Raw genomic sequence first — 26,388 nt, 5'->3', positions numbered from 1 at the left:
TAATTTGATTTTTAAATATAACAATAATTGAACCAAAATATTTTTTGACCCATTAAAAATAATAGAAGCACTATTAAGCATCAGGGTTTTTATCTCTTATTTTCTTATAAAGCTTAATACCTAACATTAACAATATACCAAGTAGTATTATACCTACTACTCCGTAAACCCAACTAAAAGCACTTTTTAAAACGACCAAAAACACAACTGCAAACAAAATAATAGTCGCGCCTTCATTCCAAATACGCATAAATTTAGAGGTGTATTTAATTTCATCTCGTTGCAATTGTTTGAAGATTTGATGATTTTTAATATGATAAAAAATAAGTAATAGCACAAACCCTAGTTTTACATGCATCCAAGATTGTTGCAACCAATTAGGAAACAATACCAGTAACCAAACAGCAAACAATACTGCTAAAATTGCAGATGGCCAAGTAATAATATACCACAACCTTTTGGTCATTAACTTAAATTCTTTTGTTAAGATTTCCTTTTCTGGAGAAGGTCTTAATGAGGCCTCTATTTGGTTAATAAACAGCCTAGGAACGTAAAAAAGTCCAGCAAACCATGTGATTACAAAAATTAAATGCAATGCTTTTATATAACCGTATAATTCTGTCATTATTCCTCTACAAATAAATAATTAAGTTTTAGCTGATTAAATTACCCCTTATCAGTATATCAAAAGTACTTAATTGTGTTTTTATTTCAGCAATCAATTCGTTTTTAACTAGTAAACCTCTTAAAAGATGTAACAATTGTGTAATTTTCACTACCTATATGCTACATTAACAAATTATTGAATTTATGTCAAAACTCATATCAACTGCAAAATTAACCGAAAGTGATTTAAAGATTTTAACCAACGCTAAACAGCAAATGGAAGAAATTGGTTGGGCTATGAAGGGATTAAATAGTGTTGGAAATATTATTCAGAATAAAGTAGAGTTGTTACCACAAAAGCAACAAAAATGGCTACAAGAAGTGAGTTATAATGTATTGCAAAAAGTAGTAAAAACCAATTTACTATCAATGAAAACCAATAAACTAGTTACAACTCCCTTAAACAATACATACAAAGCATTGGTTACTTCCTCTGGAATTTTAGGAGGTACTTTTGGTGTCATTGCTTTCTCAGCTGATTTAGCTGTAGCTACAAAGTTTATGATGCGTTCTATTATGGATATTGCTCGTAGCGAAGGCGAAGACCTTACTGCATTGGACACACAACTTGCCTGTTTACAAGTTTTTGCCTTGGGTGGAAAAAGTAAACATGATGACAACCTCGAAACTGGTTATTATGCTACAAGAATCACACTAAATTCTACCGTTAAAGGAGCCACAACTGGTGCTGGAAAATTAGCTGCCGGCATGTTAAAAGGAAGTTCTAACCCGTTTCTACAAATTTTAGGAGCTATTGCCTCGCGGTTTAGTGTACAAGTATCTGAAAAATTTGTTGCACAAGCCATTCCTATACTAGGTGCGGCAGGTGGTGGTGCTATAAACTTAGCATTCATTCATCATTTTCAGCGAATGGCTCACGCTCATTTTGCTATTAGAAAATTAGAACGCAACTACGGAGAAGAACTTATTAGAAAATCTTATGAGCAAATTACAATACACTAAGTATTAGCTTAATTCTCGTTTCATTTCTTTTCTAAGGTAATACCCTGTTATAATTGTAGCTAATACATCTGCAATAGGAAACGCCAACCAAACCCCTAATTCGCCAAAATACTTAGGTAGAATTATAATTAACGGTATAAAAAAGAAACCTTGCCTTGTTAATGTTAATAAAAGAGCAGGAACCGCTTTTCCTATAGCTTGAAAATATGCTGCGCCAATTAATTGTAATGCAATTATAGGAGTTGCTGCAAAAACTAAACGCATTGCCGTTGGTGTGTGCTTTAAAACATAAGCATTAACAGCTAATTCACTTGCTGGAATACCTTCTTTAGAACTCAAAAACAATGATGCAATTTCTCCTGGAAACAACATTAAACCAATAAAGACAACGGTTGCCATAATCGCGGCATATTTAATTGCTGTAATAATACTTTCTCGTACCCTTTGGTATTTTTTTGCACCATAATTGAACCCCGCAATAGGTAAAAAGCCTTGTGTAACACCAAACACAGGAAAGAGTGCAAACATTAACATACGACCAATGATAGCGTAAACTGCCACCATAGCTTCTCCTCCTAAACCGAACAGTATATTATTCATTAATAAATACACAACACTTGTTGTAGCTTGCCTTGCCAAGGTTACAAAGCCTAAAGAACTAATTTCTTTTAGAACTGGAAAATCAAATTTTAAGTGATGCCACCCTATTTTAAGTTCAGAATTTTTTGAAACGAAGAAGTAAAAAACATAAGAAAAACAGAGTAGATACCCAATAGTTGTAGCCCAAGCGGCACCAGCCATTCCCCAATCAAAAATGTAAATGAAAACATAATCCATCACTAAGTTTCCTATAGATGGAATAATCATAGCAATCATAGCAAATTTAGGCTTTCCCTCTGCTCTAATAACCGTATTCCCCATCATACAAAGTGCCAAAAAAGGAACTCCATACAAAACAATAGTATAATAGATTTTTGCTGGCTCAAATATGCGGCCTTTACCGCCAAACGCTGGAATAATAGCATCAACATAGCTTAACCCTAAGATAACCATACCGATGGTTATAAAAAGTGTTAATGCTATTTGATTCCCAAATGTTTTTAAAGCCTTTTCTTTATTATTACCTCCTAAAGCTCTAGAAATAATACTAGCCCCACCAATACCCACAGACATACCAAGCGCTGCAATAAAAAATGAAACAGGTAACACTACATTAATTGCTGCTATCGCTATAGAACCAATCCAATTACCTACAAAAATAGAATCTACTAATACATTAAGAGACATCACCAAAATACCAATAGATGCTGGTACGGCTTGTTTAACAAGTAATTTACCTATTGACTCTGACCCTAATTGATTAGCAGATACACTCGGCATTATGCGGGAAGCTTACCGTTTTCTTCCCAATCATTAACCCATTTTGACATTACTTCTACCCAATCATCGCTATCGTTTAAACAAGGAATATGCTTATAATCTCCTCCTCCTGCTTCTTGAAACTGCTCTTTACCTTCCATTGCAATTTCTTCCAAAGTTTCTAAACAATCAGCAACAAATGCAGGAGTAATAACGACTAGTTTTTTCTTTCCTTCTTTCGGAAAACGTTCAAACTCAAAATCAGTATAAGGCTTAAGCCAAGGGTCGTTTGGTAATCTAGATTGGAATGACATGCTTACCTTATCTTCTGGCAAGTTTAAATATGCTTTAACACTTTCAGTCATATCATAACATTGGTGACGGTAACACGTATTATGAGCAACAGAGTTTGTTTTGCAACAACTACCATCTATTTTACAGTGAAATTTTGTTGGATCTGATTTTTTAATATGTCTTTCAGGAATTCCGTGATAAGAAAAAAGAATATGATCGTAATCAAAACCTTTTAAACCATCTGCTATACTCTCTGATAAAACTTTTACGTACGCTGGATTTTTATAAAACGCAGGTAGTGTGGTTATTTTAATGTTTGGAAAAAATTCATCTTTTACTTCCATAGCTTTTACAACTACAGTTTCAAAAGAAGACATTGCGTAATGAGGGTATAAAGGCACTAAAAGAACTTCATCAACACCTTTATCTTTTAATTCTTGCAAAGCATTTTTAATAGTCATTTTACCATAACGCATACCTAATGCCACAGGCATTTTAGTATGTTTACGGACTTTTTCAGTAAATCTTTCAGAGATAACTACTAAAGGAGAACCTTCTTTCCACCAAATTTTAGAATACGCTTCTGCTGATTTTTTTGGTCGTGTTTGTAATATAATTCCTCGAACAATAATGTTTCTTAAAACTTTATTTACATCAATAACACGCTCATCCATTAAAAACTCATCTAAATATGGCTTAACGTCTTTTGCTGTAGGGCTTTCTGGTGACCCTAAATTAACTAGTAAAACTCCTTTCATAGCTTATCGAATTTCCTTTATCTGCTGCAAAAATAATACATGACAATTTATAAACCTTAATTCTATTAATTAGTTTATTTATAACACTATAGTTATATTCAATTTTCACAAGCAATTAACAGTAGAATAAACACTTTTTATTAAGTTGCATAATTAATAGATTAAAACGGAAATAATGCTAAAAAACTTAACAATGAACCCTAGCGCATTACTGTATTTAGCAGTCGGAATTGTAATTGTATTAATACTTCAATTTATTACTGTTCAGATTCTTCGTAGATATGGAAAAAAATCTGATTACATAATAGATAAACAAGGCGTTAAAGATGTTAGTAGGCCGGTTTTTTTGTTGCTTATTGGAATTTTGACTCGTGTTAAATTGATACATACAAATTTAGGTATTAATGAATTATCGTATGCATTAAAAAAAACAAGCACAATCATTATTATAATTGCAATTACATGGCTTTTAATTTCAATTTTAAAAATTATTAAAAGAAAAGTTATCGCTAATTATGATGTAACAGCAGCCAACAACTTACGTGCTCGTAAAGTCTACACACAATTTAATATTTTAGAAAGAATCGTGATTTTCATCATTATTATTTTAGCTACTGGTATTAGCTTAATGAGTTTTGAAAGCATCCGTGAAATTGGTGTAAGTATATTTGCATCCGCAGGTGTTGCAGGTATAATTCTTGGTCTATCTGCTCAAAAAATGATTGGTAGTATACTCGCAGGAATACAAATTGCCATATCACAACCAATAAAAATTGATGATGTTGTTGTGGTTGAAGGTGAATGGGGAAAAATTGAAGAAATTACACTTACGTATGTTGTTGTTAATATTTGGGATAAAAGACGCCTAATTTTACCTACTACTTATTTTATTGAAAAACCTTTTCAGAACTGGACGAAAACATCTTCTGATATATTAGGAACTGTTTTTTTATACACAGATTACAATGTTCCATTTGATGAAATAAGAAAAGAACTAACAAAAATTTTAGAAGATTGCGATTTATGGGATGGAGAAGTTAACAATTTACAAGTAACAAACTCTCAACCAAATAGTGTTGAAATTAGAGCTTTAGTTAGCGCCGTAGACTCGCCCACTGCATGGGATTTAAGAGTGCATGTAAGAGAAAAATTAATTACATTTTTACAAGAAAATTACCCTGAAAGTATTGCTCGAACACGGGTAAATATTAAAAATTTAGATGCCCTTAAAAATACAACAGAATAACTAACGTTAGTATTATTAGTTATTTATGCATAAAAAATACTATTTGACCAAAATATGCCAATTCGATTATTAATCACATTTATTTTTTTATTGTTTTTTGGACAAATAAACGCTCAAGAACAGAATAGTTTGCTTTGGGAAATATCAGGCAATGGGCTTTCTAAAACCTCGTATTTATACGGGACAATGCATGTTAGTAAAAAAATAGCTTTTCGGTTAGATGATGTTTTTTATGAAGCTTTAAACAAAAGCGAGGTTGTCGCACTAGAATCAGATCCTAATACATGGCTAGATAATGAAGATAATATGGGTTTTGGTTATGGCGAAAGCTTTATAACAACAGGCTTTTACACACGGCCTTTTACCATGTCTAACCCTAAAAAAGAGGAAATTGCAGCGTATTTAGGTTTAGAAGATCAGATGATTAATAATATTCTGTACCGTACAGATGAATATTCTCAAAATTTTGAAGAAGACACCTATTTAGATATGTTTATTTATCAAGCGGGTTCTAAATATCTAAAACCCATAGTTGCTTTAGAAGACTTAGAAGAATCTACAACGCTTGTAGGTAGAGCTAGTTTTAATAGCACAAAAGAAAAGCCTGCTGAATGGTTGCAGAAAAAAATGCAACAACAAGGTGCTCTTCAACTTTTACAAGACGCATACAGAGAACGAAATATAAACCTGTTAGATTCTATCGATCAAGGTATGTATACAGAGCATTATTTAAAAAATATGCTATATGTACGTAACAAAAACATGGTTACCATGTTAGATTCTATAATTCAAAAATCTAAAGTTTTTACAGGTATCGGAGCAGCACACTTGCCTGGCAAAAAAGGTGTAATATCTTTATTAAGACAAAAAGGATACACCGTTAAAGCTTTACAGTCTAAAGCCTCTAAAAAAGGGATTAAACTTAAAGAACAATTTGAAGAAAAAATTAAAGATAATAGCTATCAAATACAATCCGTAGATGATAATACTTTTTCACTACTATTACCAAATAAATTATACCCAGTTGCCGAGTTTTCTAATACATTTTACATATCGCCAGACTTGGCTAATGGTAGCTTTTTTACAGCTAATAGAATACCTACATTTTCATATTTAAGAAAAGGGCAGCCATATACGATTGATGATATAGACAACTTGTTATTTGAAAACATACCTGGTAAAATAGTAGAAAAAAATAAAATTGAAAGAAATGGATATAAGGGTTTAGATATTAAGAATATTTTGAAAAATGGTGAGTCCCAACGTTATCAAATATTCATCACTCCGTTAGAAATTATAATTTTTAAAATGGGTGGTAATGGCACATATGTAAAACAATTTTCTGATACTGTTTTTAATAGTATACGTTTTAAAAAATTAGAAAATAAGCCTAAAATTGTTTCTTCTGTCTACAAGGATTTTTCGGTAGAAATGCCTTCAAACTACACATTTACAAACACAAACAGGAACGGAACAAGATTAATCCAAGGCTTTGATTCTATAAATAATACTTATCGGTTTTTAAAGAAAATTACTCTACATGATTATGATTTTATAGAAAAAGACACATTCGAATTAAAGCAAATACAAAAAAGATTTTATCAAGATTTAAAACTTAAAGAAAAATATAATTCGTTTAAAACAAATAGCTTATCATCTTCAGCTACAATAGATAGTTTAACTAATAAAAAATTACATTTATTTACTGAAATTGATGGCGAAAATTATTATTTACTAGGAATAGTGACTAGTAACACAGAAGATTCTAAACGTTATTTCGATTCTTTTAAAGTAAAAAAACCTATTTATACCGAAGAGTTTAAAAAGGTAAAAGATACCGCTTTGTTTTTTACTACAGTATCACCTGTTAAACCTCCAAAATTTGTTGTAAACAGTAATGGCTATAATAAAAAGGAGATAAAAGATTATAATGCTTTTAGCAAAAAAACTATCTATCAGAATAAAAATAATGAAGCTATTGCCGTACAAGTAAACAAATCGCATGATCTTTTAATGTTCACAGATATAGACTCTGTATGGACCTTGAGAAAAATGCTTTATGTAAATAAAAAATATATCATCAGCAATGAAACAAAACAAGTTTCTAATGATGGAAATAATGAGTTAGTACTAACTCTAACTGATACAGCAAGTACACGAGGAATTTTAATTAAAAATATATCGAAAGGCGGTTTACTTTACGAAATTAAAGCTGTTATAGATACCATTAAAAAGCCAAGTAAATTTGTTTCTGAATTTTTTGATAATTTTAAACCCACTGATACAATTATCGGGAAAAACATATTAAAAGATAAGACCTCAATTTTTTTTAAAGCACTACGAAATAATGATTCAATTATATTAAATGGATATCAACTCATCAATTTTAAGAAAAAAGACATTGATTCTTTAAAGTTCTATGTTTCTGAATTTCAGTTTAAAGAGAATCAAAAAAACATACAATCATACTTGATTCAACGTTTAGCAATGATTGATGATTCTAAAACTACTAATTTCTATTCTGATTTTTATCAAGAATCATATAACAACTCGTCATCACAAACTAAAATTCTACAAGCAGTTTCTAACAAAAAAACTCAAGAGTCTGTTGTCGAGTTACTAAACCTTATGTCTAAAGATTTGCCTTTGGTTTCTAGCAATTATGAGATTTATAAAATTTTCAAACCCTATGTTGACAGTCTTCCTCTTGCAAAAAAACTATATCCTGAAATATTAGACTTTAGTACTATTGAAGAGTATAAATCTCCCATATTCTCTCTTTTAGCCAAACTCAAATCTAAAGACTACATTAAGGCTAAGACTTATAAAAAATATAGAAAACAGATGTTGAACGATGCCAAAATTCAATTAAAAAGAGAACTTGGCAAAACAACTAATTACTATGAAGAAAACTCATATTATAACGACTTTATCCCCTTTAAACAAACATCTGTATTAGAAGATTACATTCAATTATTACACCCATTTATAAAAGAAAAAGAAGTACAATTATTTTTTGACAGGTTAGATTTAATAAAAAATGCAGATTTACAAACTACAAAAATAGCTTTACTAGCCGGTACCACTAGTAAACCGAAAACTAAAGAGATAACGAGTTTAGCAAAAAATATAAATAGTAGAAATTTACTTTTTACAAAGCTTAAAAAAGTAGATAAGCTCAATTTTTTTCCGCCTGAATATAAGACGCAAAAATTACTTGCCGAAGCACAACTTTTTAGCAATAAAAATTATAAAAAAAATATTGATTCTATTCTTTTTATAACTGAAAGAAATATCAAATTTGAAAACAAAGACTATACAGCTTATGCTTTCAAATACAGGAAAAATGATGATTATGATAAAAATTTTTCAATGTATCTTGCTGTTTACCTGTCTGAAGGTGGTTTAAAAGACAAACCTTTATATCAAAATTCAGGTATTAGAATAGAAGATACTGAAACAGATGAAGAAGCTTTAAATTTAGTTATAGAAGAGTTTATTTTAAAAGATAGACCCCGTGCTGAAATTTACAGACCAAACCAAGTCGATTTTTATAATTATTATGACTATTAAACTATATTTATAACTCACATCAGAAAATTATACATGAGTATAAACAACAACCATAACGACCAAAAAATAACCTCTGCCTTTATTGACTTATTAAGAAAAGAGGGCAACAAAGCTTTGAGCATTTGTTTATCATTAAATAATGATGACAAGTTTAAGTCTGCTATAAAAACAATTACCGATTCTGAATATAAAACAACACGGTATAAGTTTGAACATTTATTACTGAAAGACCTTGTTAAGGTTTACAACACCTTTGCTTTACTGCACAATTCTAAATCAAGAATACCAGCCAAGGTAAAGTTTATCCTTATCTATTTATATGAAAAATTGCAAGGCAAAGACCTTTCTAAAACTTTTGATATAGAAAAACTAACTAAAATACCTTTATCAAATCAGTTTGATAAAAACGTTGACTTAATTCAAGAGCTTTCTTTTTTTCAACCTAAAAACGAGCTTAAACCAGAATATCTTTCAACATTAATCTTATCAAAAATAAATAGTAATGAATTTGAGGCAATTGCATCTTTTTTAAATAGAATTGCTCTTTTAATGGCTCAAGCTGATGGCGTTGTTGCATTAAATGAAGAAGAAACACTTAAATCTATTTCAGAAAAAATAAACAATCCTAAAATTAGTATTGAGAACTCCATTTACAATGAAGTTCCACAAAATGATACTCTAGAAAAAGTTTTACAGGAATTAAACGAATTGATTGGTTTAGAAGATATAAAAAGCAATGTAAACGATCTTATCAATTTTTTAAAGGTTCAAAAATTAAGAGAAGAAAAAGGTTTAAAAACAAACCAGACCTCGCTTCATTTTGTTTTCATGGGTCCTCCGGGGACAGGAAAAACTACAGTTGCTCGAATGCTCGGTCGAATATTTAAACACTTAGGCTATTTAAAAAGAGGACATTTGGTAGAAACTGATAGATCTGGTATGGTTGCAGGTTATGTAGGCCAAACAGCTATTAAGGCAGACGAAATTATAACTGCCGCTACTGATGGTGTTTTATTTATTGATGAAGCATATTCGCTTTCTTCTGGCGGATTAAATGATTTTGGGTCTGAAGCCATTGAAATCATCTTAAAAAGGATGGAAGATTTAAGAGAAAAGCTAGTGGTGGTAGTTGCGGGATATCCTGATGAGATGGAGATTTTTATAGAATCGAACCCTGGTTTACAATCTAGGTTTAATAGATATCTTAATTTCAATCACTATAAACCAGAAGCTTTATTAGACATCTTTAAATTAATTTCTGAAAAATCAGATTTTACCTTAACAGATGATGCACAAGAAAAGCTTTTTGAAATTATAACTAGAGTTTATGATAAACGCCATAAAGGTTTTGGTAATGCAAGAACAATGCGAAACCTTTTTGAGAAAATAATTGAAAGACAAGCCAATAGAGTTGTTTCTATTACAAACATTACTGAAGAAATTTTAATTACGATTACCGAAGAAGATATTCCTGAAATATTAAAAACAGTAAAAGAAATTTGCGTTTTTGAAGACCAAGAAAATTAAAAATTTATGAGTATCCAAGATTTAATACTTTGGTTTAACACAAACCGCACTTATGTGCTCTATTACTTTGCTATAGCTTTAATTTTAGCTGTAATTTGCAACTTAATACTTAAACCTAAAAATGTAAATTCTATAAAATATATTATGTCTGCTATAGTATATGGGGTTTGTATACCTGGTTTATTAGCGTTCTTTTTATTGCTTTACAACATACTTTTTTTAAGACAAAACATACTAGAGTTAAGTCTTGTAACTTACTTTTTGCCAATAATAGCAATGGTTTCTGTAATAATCATTTTAAATAAAAAAGTGAAAATGTCTAGATTGCCCGGCTTTACAAAACTGTCTAGCTTAATGGTAATGATAAGCATTGCTTTTTTTATTCTATTTATTTTACAAAGGTCTCATTTTGGTGTATTAATCTTAGGAGGCTTTACTCAATTACTATTAGTTTTTGGTGTAATTCTGGTTATACTTAGAGTAGCATGGGCAAAATTTGTAAAATAAAAAACAGTCATTGTAACAAATACTGAATATTATATACATATAATTAAGTATGTTACATATCGATAAAAAGAAAACATACAGGATATAATCGTTAAAATTAACTAAATTTATAGTCTTTTATTCTGAATAAAAGATACAAATCAAAAAAAGCTTGAAATGGCAGAAGAAAAATTTAATTGGAAATCTCTATTTGTAAATGATAACGTAAATCAAACCGAAGACACAAAGACTTCGGCCCCAAGTAAAACTGATTTCCCTAAAGAGGTAACAAGTTCAAGCACTAAATTTCCTGATACTCCACCACCTCTAAACACTAAAGTTGAAGCCTCTAGCTTAGATAACTCCATTTTAAACAATGTTATAGAAATGTATGAATCTGGTTTTGAATCATTGAATTTACCTGGATATGATTTTTACGAATTCTTTAAAGCTATTAAAGCTGTAGGTTCAAACGATGCTAGTGTTTATAAAATGGCCATAACTATGGCTCAAAGTGTTGATTCTAAAGTTTCGAAAAAATCACTTTTAGATGGTGCTGAATTTTACATTAAAGAAATTAATAATGTACATGAGTCGTACCAATCTAAAGGAAGCTCTAAAAGAGAAGAAATACAGACGAATCAAATAAGTCAAAAAAAGATATTATCATCTGAAATATCTGAGTTAGAAAAACAAATTTTAACTTTACAGACTAAAATTAGTGAGAAGAAGAATCAGCTAAACTCTATTGATAGTGGTCTATTATCTGAAACAGCAGATATAGAACAAAAAATAGTTGCTAATAACATCGCTAAAAATAAAATTCTTGAGACCATTACTGTCGTAGTAGACGGTATTAAACAAAACCTATAATAAACAACCATCCAAATGAATATTGAAGAATCTAAAAGTCATGTACTAGATTTACCTATTTTAAAACATTTTGACGACGAAAAGGGTGAGATATCTTTAAACCCAAACAACTGGAGAAATGGTGAAAAAGGTTTAAATACAGTGATAAAATTAGCCCTTTTTGCTGCTGTAGGTTATGGAGCTTGGGTTTATATTTTACCTCCACTTTTTACAGCCTTAGGGCAAGTTATTGCTTTAGCAGGAGTTGGCATTTTCATCATATTTTTAATTATGATGCTTCCGGTTATATTTAAAGGATTAAGAAGATTGACTAGAAGTTTACATAAATCTCTAATCAAACATGATCCTTTTGGAGAGTTACAGGAGCAAAAAGAAAAAATGATTAAAAACAGAAATGTTTTTAAGGGCTCAAAAGCAAAAATCAAAGCTTTAAAAAGCAACATGGAATCTGAATCTTATAAAGCTGAAAAAGAAGCTGGAGAATATCAAGAACGTGTGTTAATGCTACAAAAGCAAGCACAAAAAATTAAATCAGAAATGGAGCGCATCGTCGCAGAGAAAGGCTCTGCAGGAAGAGATACCGATGAGTATGTTGAGAACCATAGTAAATTAGCTAAGAAATTATCTGAATCTCAGCGTGTAACGCACCAATTAGAACAAAGCAAAAGCTTTATTCAAAAATATGGTAGTCGTGCTAATGTTATGGGAAAATTAGATCGCAAACTTACTCTAGCAGGTACTGCTATCGATATTAAAATATCTGATTTTGAGGTTACCATACAAATGCTAGAAAAAGAATATGCTTTTGCAAAATCTGCCAGAGAAGCAACGGAAGGAGCTAAATCTGCTATGCATTTTACAAAAGATTGGGAGTTAGAATATGCTTTAGATGTAATTACCGAAACTATTGCTATGGACATTGCCAGAACACAAGAAAATTTATCTGATATAGATATGTTAACTAGTAAATATGATGTTGATAGTGATGAGTTATATTCTCAATTAGATACGCTAGCTGATAAAATTAAAACTGGTAAAGATTTTATTCCTGATTCAGGAAAATACAACAACCCTAACTACAAGCTTACAAATGAAGATAAGCAAGAGAGTGGTGGATTTGGAAAAATGTTTGACTAATTATAAACTATAAATAGAATAAAAATGGGTAAAATTTTACGAACAAAAAAGCTGACCACCTTATCAGAGTTGTTAATTGTAGTCGTCTTATTAAGTGCTATACTTACTGCTGTTTATTACTTTGCACCTGGCCTAAGAGTTGGTGAGGCAAAAGTACTAGATGGTATAAATGTTGATAAAAACGAAGTTAATAATGTTATTACTTCTGATAAGTTACCATTACCTTCAACTAGCACATCGAATGAGGTTAATAATAAACCACTAGTTCGTATTGCTGCTTATGCTTGGAATGCGCAATCAGGAATAATTGTTGCAAATGGAGGCCCTAAAACAACTAAAGGCTCTTTAATGGAGCAAAACGGTGTTAATCTTGAAATAATTCGTCAAGATTGGCTTTCGGAGCTTCGTAATATGCAAATGAAATTTGTTGAAGAATTTGACCGTGGTGAAGAATATCCAGATGCTGACAAAAGTGCTTTTGCTATTATAATGATGGGCGATGGTGCTCCATTTTACATTAGTACAATGCAACAAGCTTTAGACGACAAGTTTGGTAAAGACAAATACCACGTACAAGTAGTTGGTGCTGTAGGTATTAGTTATGGTGAAGATAAATTAATTGGCCCACCAAGCTGGAAAGTTGATCCAAAGAGCATGAAAGGTGCTTTAATTTCTACTGTTTTAGGTGATGGAGATTGGGTTACTGCGCTTAACTATGCTTTCGCAAACGGACTTAAAGTAAATCCAGATTCTAACACATACGATCCTGATGCAGTGAACTTCTACCCTTCTCAAGATGATGATTACATCAAATCTGCTGAAGAGTTAATTAAGTCTCAAAAATCGGGATGGACAGTTCCTTTAAAAGAAGTTAAAAATGGTAAATTAACTGGTAAAACAATCAATAAAAAAATTGACGGTTGTGCAACTTGGACTCCAGGTGATAAAATGGTTTTTGATGCTTTAAGTGGTTTCACTGATGTTGCTTCAACAAAAGAATTTAACAACCAAATGGCAACTACTGTAATTGCTGTAAAAGAATGGTCTGTTCAACACCCACAAATTGTAAGTAATATTCTTAAATCTGCTTTAACTGCTTCAAACCAAATGAAACAGTATGATGAGTGGCAAATAAGAGCTTCAGAAGCAGTAGCTGAAACTTATGACTTAGAAAGCGCTAAGTACTGGTATGATATGTTTAAAGGTCAGAAAGGAAGCAAAAACGGAATTGACTACAACATGGGAGGTTCAAGAGTTTTCAATTATTCTGATGTTATGCAGTATTACGGTATTACTGATGGTACCAACAGATATAAAGCTGTTTACAACCAAGTTTCAAGCTACCTTAAAGAACTTAACCCTTTCGGATTTAACGAGTTTGTTAAGCGTATAGTGCCTTATGATGAAGCTGTAAACTTATACTTTATAAAAAACATTAATGATATTGAATCTGGTACAGCTTACAAAGCTGATTATAGTAAAGAAGCAAGTGAGGTAATGGCATCAGGAGAATGGAATATTAGTTTTGATACTGGTAGTGCAAACATTTCAAGTTCTTCACAAAGCACATTAGAATCTATATACAACCTACTAATTCAGGCTGAAGATACTAAGTTAAGCTTAGAAGGGCATACAGATGATACTGGATCAAGTAATACTAATTACGATTTGTCTCAAAAAAGAGCTCAAGCTGTAGTTAACTTCTTAAGAAGTAAAGGAATTCCTCAATCTCGTTTTCAAACTGTTATTGGAAAAGGTGAAGATGAGCCTATTGCAAGCAATACAACCAACAACGGTAGAGCCAAAAACCGAAGAGTAGTTATTGTGCTTTTAAAATAAAAAATCAATTTTAGAATAAACTGAGCCGCTCCAATCTTAAATATCATTTTGGTGCGGCTTTGTTTTTTTAGATTAACTCTTACTTAATATGAAAAACATATTTACTCCTTTTGAAAATATTGGCAAAAACACCAAGCTATTAATAATGCTTGGATGGATTATTGCTGTATTCGGAATTTGGTTTGTATCAAGCATGGGAGAAACACACCTTTTTCCCTCTCCTCAGCAAGTGTTACAAGGTTTTATTGAACTTTATAACGAAGGCCTTGTTGTTCACATAGGCAGCTCTTTATTGCTATGCTTTTCTGCAATTATTATTGCTATAATTATATCTTTAACATTTAGCTATTTATCTACAATACCATTAATTAACCCTGTAGCCAGAGCTTTAAGTAAATTAAGATATTTGCCACTAACAGGTATTACATTTTATTTAGCAATTTTAATTAGTGATGCAAGAACAATGCAAATTTGGGTTTTAGTAGTTTTTATGAGTACCTACCTAACTACATCTCTTTTAAGTATGGTAAACTCAATATCTCAAGAAGAATTTGACCACGCTAGATCACTTGGGTGTAATAGATGGGAAGTTTTATGGGAAGTAGTAATCAAAGGTCGTATTGATTATGTAATTGATGTAATTCGCCAAAATTTAGCTATTGTTTGGATGATGCTTGTTACGGTTGAATCTATTTTAGTAGCAGCTGGTGGATTAGGGTTTTTAATTAAAAACTCTGATAAATTCATGAATCATGGTAGAATAATTGCATTGCAAATTGTAATTCTATTAGTTGGCCTTTTTATTGACTTTGTCTTAGACTACCTAAGAAAAAGCTTTTTCAGATACTCAAAAATATAGCAGATGAATTATACTAGCGAAAATACATTACTCTATGTTGAAAACCTTAGCGTTGCCTATGGTGATAAAACAATAATTAAAGATATTAACCTTGTAGAAAAAGATGTTATTAGAGATAATGAAACTACAGGACAAGTTATAGCTGTTGTAGGACGCTCAGGAACAGGAAAATCTACATTTTTTAGAGCGCTTACTGGTTTAGTAAAACCAACAACCGGTAAAGTGTTGATTGCAAATACTAGTACTACTGATGCTAGAAATGACGCTAAAGAAGTTTATGAAGGTGATATAGGGTTTGTAGATCAAAAATACACGCTATTCAGAAACAAAACAGTTTACGAGGCGCTACTTTTTGCTCTTCGCAAAAAAGAAATACCGAAAGAAGCTAAACATAAACAAATTATACGATACCTAAAAGATTGGGGTTTAGAAGCCGCAAAAGACCAATACCCATGTGAACTTTCTGGAGGGCAAAGACAAAGAACTGCTATTATTGAGCAGATTTTTTCTTCAGGTCACTACATGGTTTTAGATGAACCTTTTTCTGGTTTAGATGTTGGTAATATTGAAGATGTAAAAAAAGCATTTAAATTAATTACAAACAGTCATGAGTTTAATACCATCATATACTCTACACATGATATTGACTTAGCTGTAGAACTTGCTGATAGTATTTATGTTATTGGATACCCTGAAGTTGATGGTAAAAAAATGACTTACGGTACTATTATAAAACATTTTGATATGAAAGAGATTGGGCTAGCTTGGAAAGAATTTGGCTTAGACCATTTAGATATCGTAAAACAAATTAAAGCAGTAATGCTAAAACCTTAGTAATAGCAATGAGGATATTTTTTACCACACTTATAAGTTTAATTGCATTTTCATGTTTTTCGCAAAACATAGTTTGCTCTGTTCAAGATAAAGAAGCATTTAATGAAAAAATCACTTCTTTAAGCAAAATTCAAACCACTAATTTAGGCGAAACCATGGTTGCTGTAGGCAAAACATTTTTAGGCACACCTTATGTTGCTCAAACGTTAGAAGTAAGTGAAACAGAATCGTTGGTAATAAACTTACATGGGTTAGATTGCACTACTTTTGTAGAGAATGTTTTGGCATTTACACTACTTTTAAAAGAAGAAAAAACTGATTTTGATACTTTTACAGAAACTCTAAAAACCATTCGGTATAAAGATGGAAACCTAAATGGTTACCCATCTCGATTACACTACTTTTCTGAATGGATTGCAAATAATGAATCTAAAAAATTAGTTACTGATATTACCTCAGAAATAGGAGGTTCTATTAGCACTAAACCCATAAATTTCATGACTACGCATAGAGATTTATATCCTTTTTTAAAAGATAACGATGCAAATTTCGAAAAGATAAAGGAGTCTGAAAACTATTTAAACACTAAAGAAATTTGCATACTACCACAAGATCAGATTGCAGCAAATGAACAACTTATGCAATCAGGAGACATTATAGCACTAACGACATCTATAAAGGGCTTAGACATAACACATACTGGTATTGCTAGTAGAGAAAAAGATGGACGTATACATTTGCTTCACGCTTCAACAACAGGTGAGGTTAAACTTTCTAAAGTACCTTTAGTTGATTATTTAAAAAAAATAAAGAGCAATACAGGTATAATGGTAGCAAGACCACTTTAACACCTATATTGCTCTTTTTGAAATTATCTTTTTTTAAAATTTAAAATCTACCTCTTCAAACACCAATTGATTCCACCCAATAAATGCTTTCTAAAATTAGTGTCATCATAAGACTCTTTTGTATGACCTAATCCTGTATAAAAAGATCTACCACCATCAAATTCATGGTACCAAGCTATTGGATGATTATCTCCATTTTTACCACCTATATAACTAGACTCATCTAACTCTAATACAACATTAATATCTGGATTGATATTTTTGAAATTGTACCATTCATCATAATGCATCCAAGTATCAGATAAATGTGATGTAGATTCATGATTATTATCTAAAACATTAATTCTAGCATCTTGCTGCTCAGGATGGTTTAAAAAATATGCTCCAACTAATTCTCCATACCAAGACCATTCGTATTCCGTATCTGTGGCAGCATGTACACCCATGAAACTCCCACCATTCTGAATATAAGATTCGAAAGCTTCTTGCTGTTCATGCCCTAATACATCTTGTGTTGTACTTAAAAATAAAACTAATTGGTATTTTTTTAGATTTTCTGCATTAAATTGAAGAGAATCTTCTGTCTGAGAAACCTCAAAATTATCTTGAATTCCTAGTTGTCTGATTGTTGATATTCCTTTTTCTATTGCCTCATGTCTATAGCCAGCAGTTTTTGAAAATACTAAAACTTTTGGCTTTACAGCTTCTAATTTAGATTTGGAGATACGCAAAGGTTCAGGATGATTTAAAACAACTTGCTGATCTACTTTAGTGCCTGCACATGAAGACAAAAAAGTAATAAAAAGTAATAAAAATGTGCCTTTATAAACTAATTTCATAATTTTTAAATTATATAATAAATGCTAAATATCGTCAATTCTGCAGAACAAATATGTTCTAATTCATTAAAATAATCTTAAAAAATTAAGAACCTGCTAATGACATTAAATATTTTTTAGGAGTAGTACCGTACTTTTTCTTAAAAGCGGCTATAAAATGACTTGCGGTACTATACCCTACTTTCAAACCAACCTCATTAACATTATGTTGCCCACTTTCTAACATTTTTCGGGCGTAATCCATCTTATAATCAAATAAAAAACTAAAAACAGAGTCTCCATAAATTTGCTTAAAGCCTTCTTTTAATTTTTTCAATGATAAGCCTATCTCATCAGATAGCTCATTTAAAGTAGGAGGCTCAGCCATACGCGAAATCATAATCTCTTTTGCCTTTCTAATTCTTCTCACATTGTCTTCATCAACTAAAAAAGGACATTGTTCAATATCAGCATCTGTACTTTTATTAAAATAAAGAGAAATAAGCTCATAAACTTTCCCCTTTATATACAACTCTTTAATTGATGGGTGCAAGTTATAATTCATCATCTGACTTAAAATAACAGCGATTGCAGGGCTAACTCCTTCTTGGCTATAATATTTTTTATCCTTGTTATCTTTACTTAAAAAAGGAATGTAATCAGCTTCTCTAGAAAATAGAGAATGAAATTTTCTGATCGTCATTACTACTGAAACTAACCATGAGTTAGGGTTTAACTCCAGATTTAAAGGTAAATCTATTTGAGTATTATACAATAAAAGAGAATTTTCTTCTGAAACTTCTAATGCATACCTACCATCATTAAAAATAAACTTAGCACTACCTTTTAAACAAAAATGAAATTGAATAAAAGAGCTATCTATTTCTCTGCTAACTTTTTGAGTATGAGCATCATCGTTCTGAATTTTCAAAACAAAAAAACCTTCATCAATTAAAACTTCTTCAAATGAACCTTTAGCGGTACTTTTATCTTCCATAATTCACAGTTTAACGATTAATTTATTTAGAAACATTCTAAATAAATTAATTAGAAAGCCTTACAATTCCTACAAAATTAAGATATTTAAGTATATTAGTAATCAAATAAAGAGAAAAAAACTTGAATCGTTACTTATTGTTCCTCTAGCGTTATTTTTATCGGTTTAGTGATTCTATTTTTGTGCTCGATTGTTCAAATTAGATGAAAGATTACCACATTTCGAAACACAACTCGTTTTATACCATAGGTCTTAATTACAAAAAGGCAGATGCAGAAGTTCGAGGAAAATTCAGCTTAGAAGAAGCGACCATGGAAACTTTGCTTATTCAAGCTAAGGATCAAGGCCTTGATGGCTTACTAGTTACTTCTACTTGTAATCGTACTGAATTACACGGTTTTGCTCAACACCCTTTTCAGTTAATCAAACTTTTATGTGATAATACTATTGGTACTGTTGAAGAATTTCAAGAAGTTGCTTATGTATACAAAAACAATGATGCTATAAGTCATTTGTTTAGAGTTGGAACTGGTTTAGACAGTCAAATATTGGGTGATTTTGAAATTATTAGCCAATTACGTCAAAGCTTTACGCGTTCAAAAAAACACCAACTTGCAAATCCTTTTTTAGAAAGACTTTGCAACTCTGTAATTCAAGCGAGTAAAAGAATTAAGAATGATACTGAAATATCTTCTGGTGCTACATCTGTAGCTTTTGCTTCTGTTCAATATATTTTTAAAAATGTTACTGATATTTCAGATAAAAACATTTTACTTTTCGGAACAGGAAAAATAGGAAGAAACACATGTGAGAATTTAATTAAACACACCAATAATTCACACATTACACTTATAAATAGAACAAAGGATAAAGCTGAAAAAATTGCTGGAAAATTTAACCTAGTCGTAAAAGACTATGGTGATTTACAAGCAGAAATTCGCAATACCGATGTGCTTATTGTTGCAACTGGAGCGCAATCTCCAACCATATCAAAAGAATTAATCTATACAAAAAAGCCGCTTTTAATATTAGATTTATCTATTCCTAAAAATGTTTCAGATGATGTTGCAAATTTACCAAATGTAACCGTGGTGCATTTAGACCAGTTATCGCAAATAACAGATGAAACTTTAGAAAAAAGAAAGCAATTTATCCCTGAAGCCGAAGCAATTAACGAGCATATAAAAAATGAATTTATTCAGTGGTTGGAAACTAGAAAATTCGCTCCTGTTATAAAGGCTTTAAAGAAAAAATTAAAAACTATGAAAGACGAAGAACTCGACTTTCAAAGTAAAAAACTTACCGATTTTAATTCAGCTCAAGCAGATATTGTTACTGAGCGAATTATTCAAAAAATAACTAAACAATTCGCAAATCACTTGAAAGGCGAAGACACTGATGCAGACAACAGTCTTGCATTAATTCAAAAAGTGTTTCAATTAGAATTAGAGACTAAATGAGTAAAGTAATCCGTATTGGAACACGTGATAGCGAATTAGCGCTATGGCAAGCAAATACCGTAAAAAAACAATTATCAGAGCAAGGATACCAATCGGTATTAGTTCCTGTCAAATCAATGGGAGATCTTGTTTTAGACAAACCTTTACATGAACTTGGTATTACTGGTGTTTTTACAAAAACCCTTGATATTGCTATGCTTAAAGGTGAAATTGACATTGCTGTACATTCTATGAAAGATGTGCCAACTGTTTTACCAAAAGGTATTGTTCAAGCTTCAGTTCTAAAGCGTGGGAACTATATGGATATTCTTGCATTTAAAGATAATGAAGAGTTTTTATCACAACCAAACGCAACAATTGCAACAGGCAGCCTTCGTAGAAAAGCACAATGGTTAAATAGATACCCTACCCATACTGTTGTAGATTTAAGAGGTAATGTACAAACACGTGCAGAAAAATTTGAAAACAATGATTGGAATGGTGCAATTTTCGCTGCCGCTGGTTTAGAACGTGTTGGTTTAGAATTTGAAGACACAATTGGATTAGCTTGGATGGTACCAGCTCCTGCACAAGGCGCAATTATGATCGTTGCCTTAGAAGATGACGAATTTTCAAGAAAAGCCTGTGCCGAGCTAAACCACACCGATACAGAAATTTGCACAACTATAGAGCGTAAATTTTTAAACTTACTTGAAGGTGGTTGCACTGCTCCAATAGGGGCTTTAGCCTACATTAAAGATAACAACGTAACCCTTAAAGGCGTGTTGTTAAGTATTAACGGCAAAAAAAGAATTGAAGTTGAATTCACATCTAAAGTAGGTGCGCATGAGAAGCTTGCAGAAGCATGTGCTGAACGTATTTTTAGTCGAGGTGGTAAACTTTTAATGAGTGAAATTTCTGGAACAGAAATACAAAACACATTATTTTCAACTAAAAAATTGACTCCTGATCAGGTCGCTCTTTTTGTTGACAAAGCTTCTGTTTCATCTGAAGATTTTATTCAAGTTAGCTTAAACCGTATTCCTAGATTAGTTTTAAAATCTAAAATAGAAAACGTAATTATCACAAGTCAAAATGCTGTTGAATCAATATTAGCAAGCATTAGTCCTGATGAGTTACAATTCAAAAATATCTATTGTGTAGGTCGAAAAACAAAACGATTAATAGAAAAAAGAATCGGAAAAGTAACACATTTTGCTGCTACCGCTAAAGACCTTGCTACATACTTAATTGATCATATAGAAGGTACTGAAGCTACTTATTTTTGTAGCGACATTAGATTAGATGAGTTACCAGATATTTTATCAGAGAATAAAATTACATTAAACGAAATTGAAGCATATGCTACGAAGCAATCACCTATAGAGGTTGAAGCAACAGTAGAAGGAGTTCTTTTTTATAGCCCATCAAATGTGCAAAGTTTTATACAGAAAAACACAAAAGAGATTATCGCATATTGCATAGGAGAAACAACAGCTGAAGAAGCTAAAAAACACTTTAAAGACGTTCGCATTTCAAAAATGCCAACTGTAGAAAGTGTGATAAAATTGGTAAACGAAAAATATAATAGCTAATATATATTACATATGTTAAAGAACGATTTATTCTTAAGAGCATTAAAAGGAGAAACTGTTGAGCGTCCACCAGTATGGATGATGCGCCAAGCAGGCAGGTATTTACCTGAATTTATGGAAATCAAAAAAGAATATGATTTCTTTACTAGATGCCAAACTCCAGAGTTAGCTTCTGAAATTACGGTTCAACCTATTCGTCGATATGGTATGGATGCTGCTATTTTATTTTCTGATATTTTAGTCATTCCTCAGGCAATGAATATTGAAGTACAAATGAAACCCGATTTTGGTCCTTATTTACCAAATCCAATTCGTACTCAAAAAGATGTAGATAACGTACTAGTTCCTGATGTAAATGTGGAATTAGATTATGTAATGAAAGCCATAAAAGCAACAAAGGAAAAATTGAATGATGAAGTTCCTTTAATTGGTTTTGCGGGTTCTCCATGGACTATACTTTGCTATTGTGTACAAGGGCAAGGAAGCAAAACATTTGACAAAGCAAAAGAATTTTGTTTTACACAACCCATGGCTGCGCATCAATTACTTCAAAAAATTACAGATACAACTATAGCATATTTAAAAGCTAAAGTAAAAGCTGGTGTAAATGCTGTTCAAGTTTTTGATTCATGGGGAGGAATGCTTTCCCCAACAGATTATGCTGAGTTTTCTTGGAAATATATTCAACAAATAATTGATGCTTTAAAAGATGAAACTCCTGTTATCGTTTTTGGTAAAGGATGCTGGTTCGCTTTAGGTGACATGGCAAAATCAGGAGCATCAGCTTTAGGTGTTGATTGGACATGCTCTGCTCGTAATGCTCGCTATTTAACAGGTGGAAACATTACATTACAAGGTAATTTTGATCCTGCACGTTTATTATCTCCACCAGCAGACATTAAACGTATGGTTACGCAGATGATAAACGAATTTGGCAAAGATAAATATGTGGTAAATTTAGGTCATGGAATTCTACCAAATATACCTGTTGAAAACGCAAAAGCATTTATAGACGCTGTTAAGGAGTATAAAGGATAAGCATTCTCTTTCAATTAAATAATTGAAAGAGAATAGTATTATATCTTTAAAAGTAAACACATGTTTAAAAATATTCTATTAGGTATAAAATCATATTCTGGCACTTTTAAGCTAATGAAAGAGCTTAAACTATGGAAATATTTTTTTATACCGATGGTTATTAGTTTACTAACAGCCACCCTAATAAGCATAACAGCATGGAAATTATCTAGTAGTTTTGGTAGTTTTATAGCAACATTATGGACTTGGGATTTTGGCAAAGAAACATTTGCCTCAATATCTACTTTATTTAGTGCCTTAATAATACTTGTTATTGGCTTTATTCTATACAAACACATTGTAATGGCGTTATCAGCGCCATTTATGAGTCCTGTATCAGAAAAAATTGAAGCTCATTTAACAGGGGTAGAAAATCATGAGCACAAAAAAACATCCTTCAAAGATCAGCTCTGGCGAGGCATACGGATAAATGTTCGAAATTTAGGTAAAGAACTTTTATACACAGTCCCTTTACTATTACTTAAGTTAATACCTGTTATAAATATATTTTCAGCAATTGTTTTATTTCTTTTACAAGCTTATTATGCTGGGTTTGGTAGTATGGATTATACATTAGAAAGGCATTTTAACTTTAAAGATAGTATTGAGTTTGTTCGAAAAAATAAAGGCATCGCTATTGGTAATGGAATAATTTTTATGTTATTTTTATTCATACCATTTATAGGTATAATTTTAGTTTTACCGCTATCAGTTACAGCAGCATCAATTAAAACAATTGGTATAATACAAAATAAGCAATTAGAAGAAAAAACTATAGAAGCGTAGCAAACATACATTTATAGTCTTTACTAAAAATCATTAAATACAATGCTCGATAACGAATCATTTACAATTGAAGGCATTTCGAAAAAAGATGGCTGGCGTATTTGCAATTTTGCAGTGTCAAATTCAGATCGATTAAAACGTTATTTTCCAACAACACTTGAATCAAACTTAACACCTGCACTTTCAGAGATTTTTGTCACTCAAAAAGTGAAGCAATATGAAAATAAAATTGAGTTTCTATTTACTTTAAAAGAAAAAGAAGACAGATCTATAATTGGCCTTATATATTTAAAAAAAATAGATTGGAATAAAAAAACTGGAGAACTAGCGTATTGTATAGGTTATCAATATGAAGGAAAAGGCATTACAACAAAAACCGTTCAGTATATTTCTGATTGGGCTTTTAATGAAATGCACCTTAACACGTTAGAAATTATAGCTCACAAAACTAATTTAGGCAGTGTTGTTGTTGCTAAAAATTGTGGCTACAAATGGTCAAAAACATTATTAAAAGAACATACTCCACCTAATGAAGAACCTCTAGATATGGAGCTTTATGAATTATATCATGAAAGATAAATTTTACGCATACATTCAAAAATTACAAGACACTATTACAGCTAAATTAGAAGAAGTTGATGGTGAAGCTAAATTTAAAGAAGATATTTGGAAACGACCTGAAGGTGGTGGAGGAAGAACTCGTGTTATAGAAAACGGGGCTGTTTTTGAAAAAGGTGGCGTAAATATCTCTGGTGTTCATGGAGCACTACCTGAAAGTATGCAAAATTACTTTGGCGTAAAAGATGCTGATTTTTTTGCATGTGGATTGAGCTTAGTACTACACCCTAAAAATCCAATGGTACCAACAGTTCATGCCAATTGGAGATATTTTGAAATGTATGATAAAGAAGGAAACATTGTAGATCAATGGTTTGGCGGAGGACAAGATTTAACTCCTTATTATTTATTTGATGATGATGCTATACATTTTCACTCAATATGTAAAAAAGCGTGTGATTTACATAGTTCAGAATTTCATAAAACATATAAGAAAAAATGTGACACGTATTTTTGGAATGCACACCGTAATGAAGCTCGTGGCTTAGGAGGACTCTTTTTTGACTACTGCAAAGCCACTAACGAGATGAAAATGCAAGATTGGTACAATTTTGTTACAGAAGTAGGAAACAGCTTTTTAGAAGCCTATGTGCCAATTGTTGAAAAACGAAAAGTCATTGAGTTTACTACTGAACAAAAAAAATGGCAAGAAATTCGTCGTGGTCGTTATGTTGAGTTTAATTTAGTACATGATAAAGGAACTTTATTTGGCCTAAAAACTAACGGAAGGATTGAAAGTATTTTAATGAGTCTTCCTCCGCAAGTACAATGGGTATATGATCATCATCCAAAAGAAGGTAGTGAAGAAGAAAAACTAATTAAAGTCTTAGAGACACCTAAAGACTGGGTTTAAAACCTACTATATCAGACTAAAAGAAACACATATTGTTCCAATACAAAATATACCAATCAGGTTATCTGACTATGCGCGAACAATTTTTGTTAGCATACCTAGCCGTGCTGGTATAAAAAAAGCCATTAAAAAAAAATACGTAAAAGTAAATGGTAATATAGCTCAAACAGCGACTTTACTAAATGGAGGAGAAAAAATTGAATTATTTGGATTAATAGACACCAAGCCAGTTTTTAAACTTTCTCTTGACATTGTTTATGAGGATAATTATCTAGCAGTAGTATACAAACCTGCAGGATTGTTGGTTAGTGGTAACAAGTTTCAAACTTTAGAAAATTCATTACCTTTTAATTTATCGAAAAGTGAAGAACCTGATGCTTTACTTAATCCTTTACCAGTTCACAGATTAGATTACCCCACCACGGGCTTATTAATTATAGGAAAAACAGCTAGTTGCGTTATCGCATTAAAGCATATGTTTGAGTATAAACAAATACAAAAAAAATATATTGCTGTTACACAAGGTAAAATGATGTCTGAAGGAATAATAAACACACCAATTGATGATAAAGAATCCATCTCAGAATATAAGCTATTAATAAGCTTAAAATCTGATCGGTATAATTTTTTAAACTTAATAGAATTAAACCCTAAGACAGGAAGAAGACACCAATTAAGAAAACACTTAGCTAGTATAGGAACACCAATTTTTGGTGATATTGATTATGGGATTGAAGACTTAATTGCTAAAGGAAACGGCTTATACCTTCATGCTAGTAAATTACAATTTACACACCCAGTTACCCAAAAAAAAATAATATTAGAAGCTGAGTTACCCAAAAAATTTAAACGCTTATTTGGTGAATCACTCACTAAATAACAATAATATGATAGCTGCTTTTTTCTGTTAAATATAAAAAATTAAATACCCTTAAAATTATAA

Annotated in this window: 23 protein-coding genes; 18 read left to right on the top strand and 5 right to left on the bottom strand. The window is 31.3% G+C overall.

Annotation, left to right across the window (positions count from 1 at the left end; all coding sequences use genetic code 11):
- Positions 1-73 precede the first annotated feature (73 nt).
- Positions 74-625 (bottom strand): CopD family protein, encoded by a 552-nt coding sequence (locus tag H0I23_RS15155; RefSeq protein ID WP_216784126.1) that lies wholly within the window; start codon positions 623-625, stop codon positions 74-76.
- Positions 626-810: 185 nt separating this feature from the next.
- On the opposite strand from H0I23_RS15155, the gene H0I23_RS15150 reads away from it, so the two are divergent.
- Positions 811-1,629 carry an EcsC family protein gene (locus H0I23_RS15150; protein ID WP_216784125.1) on the top strand — a complete coding sequence of 273 codons (819 nt, stop codon included), beginning with the start codon at positions 811-813 and terminating at the stop codon, positions 1,627-1,629.
- Between the two features lie 3 nt (positions 1,630-1,632).
- Here the strand turns inward: H0I23_RS15150 and H0I23_RS15145 are convergent, their stop codons facing one another.
- Positions 1,633-3,009 (bottom strand): MATE family efflux transporter, encoded by a 1,377-nt coding sequence (locus H0I23_RS15145; RefSeq protein WP_216784124.1) that lies wholly within the window; start codon positions 3,007-3,009, stop codon positions 1,633-1,635.
- On the bottom strand, positions 3,009-4,040 hold the full coding sequence (gene hemH / locus H0I23_RS15140; protein ID WP_216784123.1) for a ferrochelatase: 1,032 nt from the start codon (positions 4,038-4,040) through the stop codon (positions 3,009-3,011). The genes H0I23_RS15145 and hemH overlap by 1 nt, the downstream gene beginning before the upstream one ends.
- Positions 4,041-4,215: 175 nt before the next feature.
- On the opposite strand from hemH, the gene H0I23_RS15135 reads away from it, so the two are divergent.
- The 10 genes from H0I23_RS15135 (at position 4,216) to H0I23_RS15090 (ending at position 17,262) form a co-directional block, all read left to right on the top strand.
- Positions 4,216-5,286 (top strand): mechanosensitive ion channel family protein, encoded by a 1,071-nt coding sequence (locus H0I23_RS15135; RefSeq protein WP_216784122.1) that lies wholly within the window; start codon positions 4,216-4,218, stop codon positions 5,284-5,286.
- Positions 5,287-5,340: 54 nt separating this feature from the next.
- Positions 5,341-8,859, top strand: a complete 3,519-nt coding sequence (locus H0I23_RS15130; RefSeq protein ID WP_254073619.1) for a TraB/GumN family protein — start codon at positions 5,341-5,343, stop codon at positions 8,857-8,859.
- A 33-nt stretch (positions 8,860-8,892) separates the two neighbouring features.
- Positions 8,893-10,386 carry an AAA family ATPase gene (locus tag H0I23_RS15125; RefSeq protein WP_216784121.1) on the top strand — a complete coding sequence of 498 codons (1,494 nt, stop codon included), beginning with the start codon at positions 8,893-8,895 and terminating at the stop codon, positions 10,384-10,386.
- A gap of 6 nt (positions 10,387-10,392) precedes the next feature.
- The gene (locus H0I23_RS15120; protein ID WP_216784120.1) at positions 10,393-10,893 is read left to right on the top strand and encodes a hypothetical protein; all 501 of its coding nucleotides are present in this window, start codon (positions 10,393-10,395) and stop codon (positions 10,891-10,893) included.
- A 156-nt stretch (positions 10,894-11,049) separates the two neighbouring features.
- Positions 11,050-11,745 (top strand): hypothetical protein, encoded by a 696-nt coding sequence (locus tag H0I23_RS15115; protein WP_216784119.1) that lies wholly within the window; start codon positions 11,050-11,052, stop codon positions 11,743-11,745.
- Positions 11,746-11,760: 15 nt separating this feature from the next.
- Positions 11,761-12,882 (top strand): hypothetical protein, encoded by a 1,122-nt coding sequence (locus H0I23_RS15110; RefSeq protein ID WP_216784118.1) that lies wholly within the window; start codon positions 11,761-11,763, stop codon positions 12,880-12,882.
- Positions 12,883-12,906: 24 nt separating this feature from the next.
- Positions 12,907-14,721: an OmpA family protein gene (locus H0I23_RS15105; protein ID WP_216784117.1), complete on the top strand. Its 1,815-nt coding sequence runs from the start codon at positions 12,907-12,909 to the stop codon at positions 14,719-14,721.
- Positions 14,722-14,809: 88 nt separating this feature from the next.
- Positions 14,810-15,580: an ABC transporter permease gene (locus H0I23_RS15100; RefSeq protein WP_216784116.1), complete on the top strand. Its 771-nt coding sequence runs from the start codon at positions 14,810-14,812 to the stop codon at positions 15,578-15,580.
- A 3-nt stretch (positions 15,581-15,583) separates the two neighbouring features.
- Positions 15,584-16,414: an ATP-binding cassette domain-containing protein gene (locus H0I23_RS15095; protein ID WP_216784115.1), complete on the top strand. Its 831-nt coding sequence runs from the start codon at positions 15,584-15,586 to the stop codon at positions 16,412-16,414.
- 8 nt (positions 16,415-16,422) lie between these two features.
- Positions 16,423-17,262, top strand: a complete 840-nt coding sequence (locus tag H0I23_RS15090) for an N-acetylmuramoyl-L-alanine amidase-like domain-containing protein (protein WP_216784114.1) — start codon at positions 16,423-16,425, stop codon at positions 17,260-17,262.
- A 47-nt stretch (positions 17,263-17,309) separates the two neighbouring features.
- On the opposite strand, the gene H0I23_RS15085 is transcribed toward H0I23_RS15090, so the two are convergent.
- Both H0I23_RS15085 and H0I23_RS15080 read right to left on the bottom strand, forming a co-directional pair.
- A complete protein-coding gene (locus tag H0I23_RS15085) occupies positions 17,310-18,101 on the bottom strand; it encodes a ThuA domain-containing protein (RefSeq protein ID WP_216784113.1) in 792 nt (263 codons plus the stop codon).
- An 85-nt stretch (positions 18,102-18,186) separates the two neighbouring features.
- Positions 18,187-19,077: a helix-turn-helix transcriptional regulator gene (locus H0I23_RS15080; RefSeq protein WP_216784112.1), complete on the bottom strand. Its 891-nt coding sequence runs from the start codon at positions 19,075-19,077 to the stop codon at positions 18,187-18,189.
- A gap of 203 nt (positions 19,078-19,280) precedes the next feature.
- Between H0I23_RS15080 and hemA the strand changes: the two genes are divergently transcribed.
- The 7 genes from hemA to H0I23_RS15045 all read left to right on the top strand — a co-directional run bounded on the left by hemA (position 19,281) and on the right by H0I23_RS15045 (position 26,325).
- Positions 19,281-20,537: a glutamyl-tRNA reductase gene (gene hemA / locus H0I23_RS15075; protein ID WP_216784111.1), complete on the top strand. Its 1,257-nt coding sequence runs from the start codon at positions 19,281-19,283 to the stop codon at positions 20,535-20,537.
- Positions 20,534-22,111 (top strand): hydroxymethylbilane synthase, encoded by a 1,578-nt coding sequence (hemC, locus tag H0I23_RS15070; protein ID WP_216784110.1) that lies wholly within the window; start codon positions 20,534-20,536, stop codon positions 22,109-22,111. The genes hemA and hemC overlap by 4 nt, the downstream gene beginning before the upstream one ends.
- 12 nt (positions 22,112-22,123) lie before the next feature.
- Positions 22,124-23,149, top strand: a complete 1,026-nt coding sequence (gene hemE, locus H0I23_RS15065) for a uroporphyrinogen decarboxylase (protein WP_216784109.1) — start codon at positions 22,124-22,126, stop codon at positions 23,147-23,149.
- Between the two features lie 60 nt (positions 23,150-23,209).
- The gene (locus H0I23_RS15060) at positions 23,210-23,974 is read left to right on the top strand and encodes an EI24 domain-containing protein (protein WP_216784108.1); all 765 of its coding nucleotides are present in this window, start codon (positions 23,210-23,212) and stop codon (positions 23,972-23,974) included.
- 42 nt (positions 23,975-24,016) lie between these two features.
- A complete protein-coding gene (locus H0I23_RS15055; RefSeq protein WP_216784107.1) occupies positions 24,017-24,553 on the top strand; it encodes a GNAT family N-acetyltransferase in 537 nt (178 codons plus the stop codon).
- Positions 24,543-25,445 (top strand): oxygen-dependent coproporphyrinogen oxidase, encoded by a 903-nt coding sequence (hemF, locus tag H0I23_RS15050; RefSeq protein ID WP_216784106.1) that lies wholly within the window; start codon positions 24,543-24,545, stop codon positions 25,443-25,445. Before H0I23_RS15055 ends, hemF begins: the two co-directional genes overlap by 11 nt.
- A 298-nt stretch (positions 25,446-25,743) precedes the next feature.
- Positions 25,744-26,325 (top strand): RluA family pseudouridine synthase, encoded by a 582-nt coding sequence (locus H0I23_RS15045; protein WP_371736642.1) that lies wholly within the window; start codon positions 25,744-25,746, stop codon positions 26,323-26,325.
- The last annotated feature ends 63 nt before the right edge of the window (positions 26,326-26,388 follow it).

The sequence above is a fragment of the Cellulophaga sp. HaHaR_3_176 genome (assembly GCF_019021925.1).
In the GTDB taxonomy this organism is placed as follows: domain Bacteria; phylum Bacteroidota; class Bacteroidia; order Flavobacteriales; family Flavobacteriaceae; genus Cellulophaga.
The sequence above is the reverse complement of the archived record's forward strand: the minus strand, read 5'-3'. Positions and strand labels throughout refer to the sequence as shown.

Coding starts and splice junctions, on each gene's coding strand:
- H0I23_RS15155 (WP_216784126.1), bottom strand. CDS start 625: ATGACAGAATTATACGGTTATATAAAAGCATTGCATTTAATTTTTGTA.
- H0I23_RS15150 (WP_216784125.1), top strand. CDS start 811: ATGTCAAAACTCATATCAACTGCAAAATTAACCGAAAGTGATTTAAAG.
- H0I23_RS15145 (WP_216784124.1), bottom strand. CDS start 3,009: ATGCCGAGTGTATCTGCTAATCAATTAGGGTCAGAGTCAATAGGTAAA.
- hemH (WP_216784123.1), bottom strand. CDS start 4,040: ATGAAAGGAGTTTTACTAGTTAATTTAGGGTCACCAGAAAGCCCTACA.
- H0I23_RS15135 (WP_216784122.1), top strand. CDS start 4,216: ATGCTAAAAAACTTAACAATGAACCCTAGCGCATTACTGTATTTAGCA.
- H0I23_RS15130 (WP_254073619.1), top strand. CDS start 5,341: ATGCCAATTCGATTATTAATCACATTTATTTTTTTATTGTTTTTTGGA.
- H0I23_RS15125 (WP_216784121.1), top strand. CDS start 8,893: ATGAGTATAAACAACAACCATAACGACCAAAAAATAACCTCTGCCTTT.
- H0I23_RS15120 (WP_216784120.1), top strand. CDS start 10,393: ATGAGTATCCAAGATTTAATACTTTGGTTTAACACAAACCGCACTTAT.
- H0I23_RS15115 (WP_216784119.1), top strand. CDS start 11,050: ATGGCAGAAGAAAAATTTAATTGGAAATCTCTATTTGTAAATGATAAC.
- H0I23_RS15110 (WP_216784118.1), top strand. CDS start 11,761: ATGAATATTGAAGAATCTAAAAGTCATGTACTAGATTTACCTATTTTA.
- H0I23_RS15105 (WP_216784117.1), top strand. CDS start 12,907: ATGGGTAAAATTTTACGAACAAAAAAGCTGACCACCTTATCAGAGTTG.
- H0I23_RS15100 (WP_216784116.1), top strand. CDS start 14,810: ATGAAAAACATATTTACTCCTTTTGAAAATATTGGCAAAAACACCAAG.
- H0I23_RS15095 (WP_216784115.1), top strand. CDS start 15,584: ATGAATTATACTAGCGAAAATACATTACTCTATGTTGAAAACCTTAGC.
- H0I23_RS15090 (WP_216784114.1), top strand. CDS start 16,423: ATGAGGATATTTTTTACCACACTTATAAGTTTAATTGCATTTTCATGT.
- H0I23_RS15085 (WP_216784113.1), bottom strand. CDS start 18,101: ATGAAATTAGTTTATAAAGGCACATTTTTATTACTTTTTATTACTTTT.
- H0I23_RS15080 (WP_216784112.1), bottom strand. CDS start 19,077: ATGGAAGATAAAAGTACCGCTAAAGGTTCATTTGAAGAAGTTTTAATT.
- hemA (WP_216784111.1), top strand. CDS start 19,281: ATGAAAGATTACCACATTTCGAAACACAACTCGTTTTATACCATAGGT.
- hemC (WP_216784110.1), top strand. CDS start 20,534: ATGAGTAAAGTAATCCGTATTGGAACACGTGATAGCGAATTAGCGCTA.
- hemE (WP_216784109.1), top strand. CDS start 22,124: ATGTTAAAGAACGATTTATTCTTAAGAGCATTAAAAGGAGAAACTGTT.
- H0I23_RS15060 (WP_216784108.1), top strand. CDS start 23,210: ATGTTTAAAAATATTCTATTAGGTATAAAATCATATTCTGGCACTTTT.
- H0I23_RS15055 (WP_216784107.1), top strand. CDS start 24,017: ATGCTCGATAACGAATCATTTACAATTGAAGGCATTTCGAAAAAAGAT.
- hemF (WP_216784106.1), top strand. CDS start 24,543: ATGAAAGATAAATTTTACGCATACATTCAAAAATTACAAGACACTATT.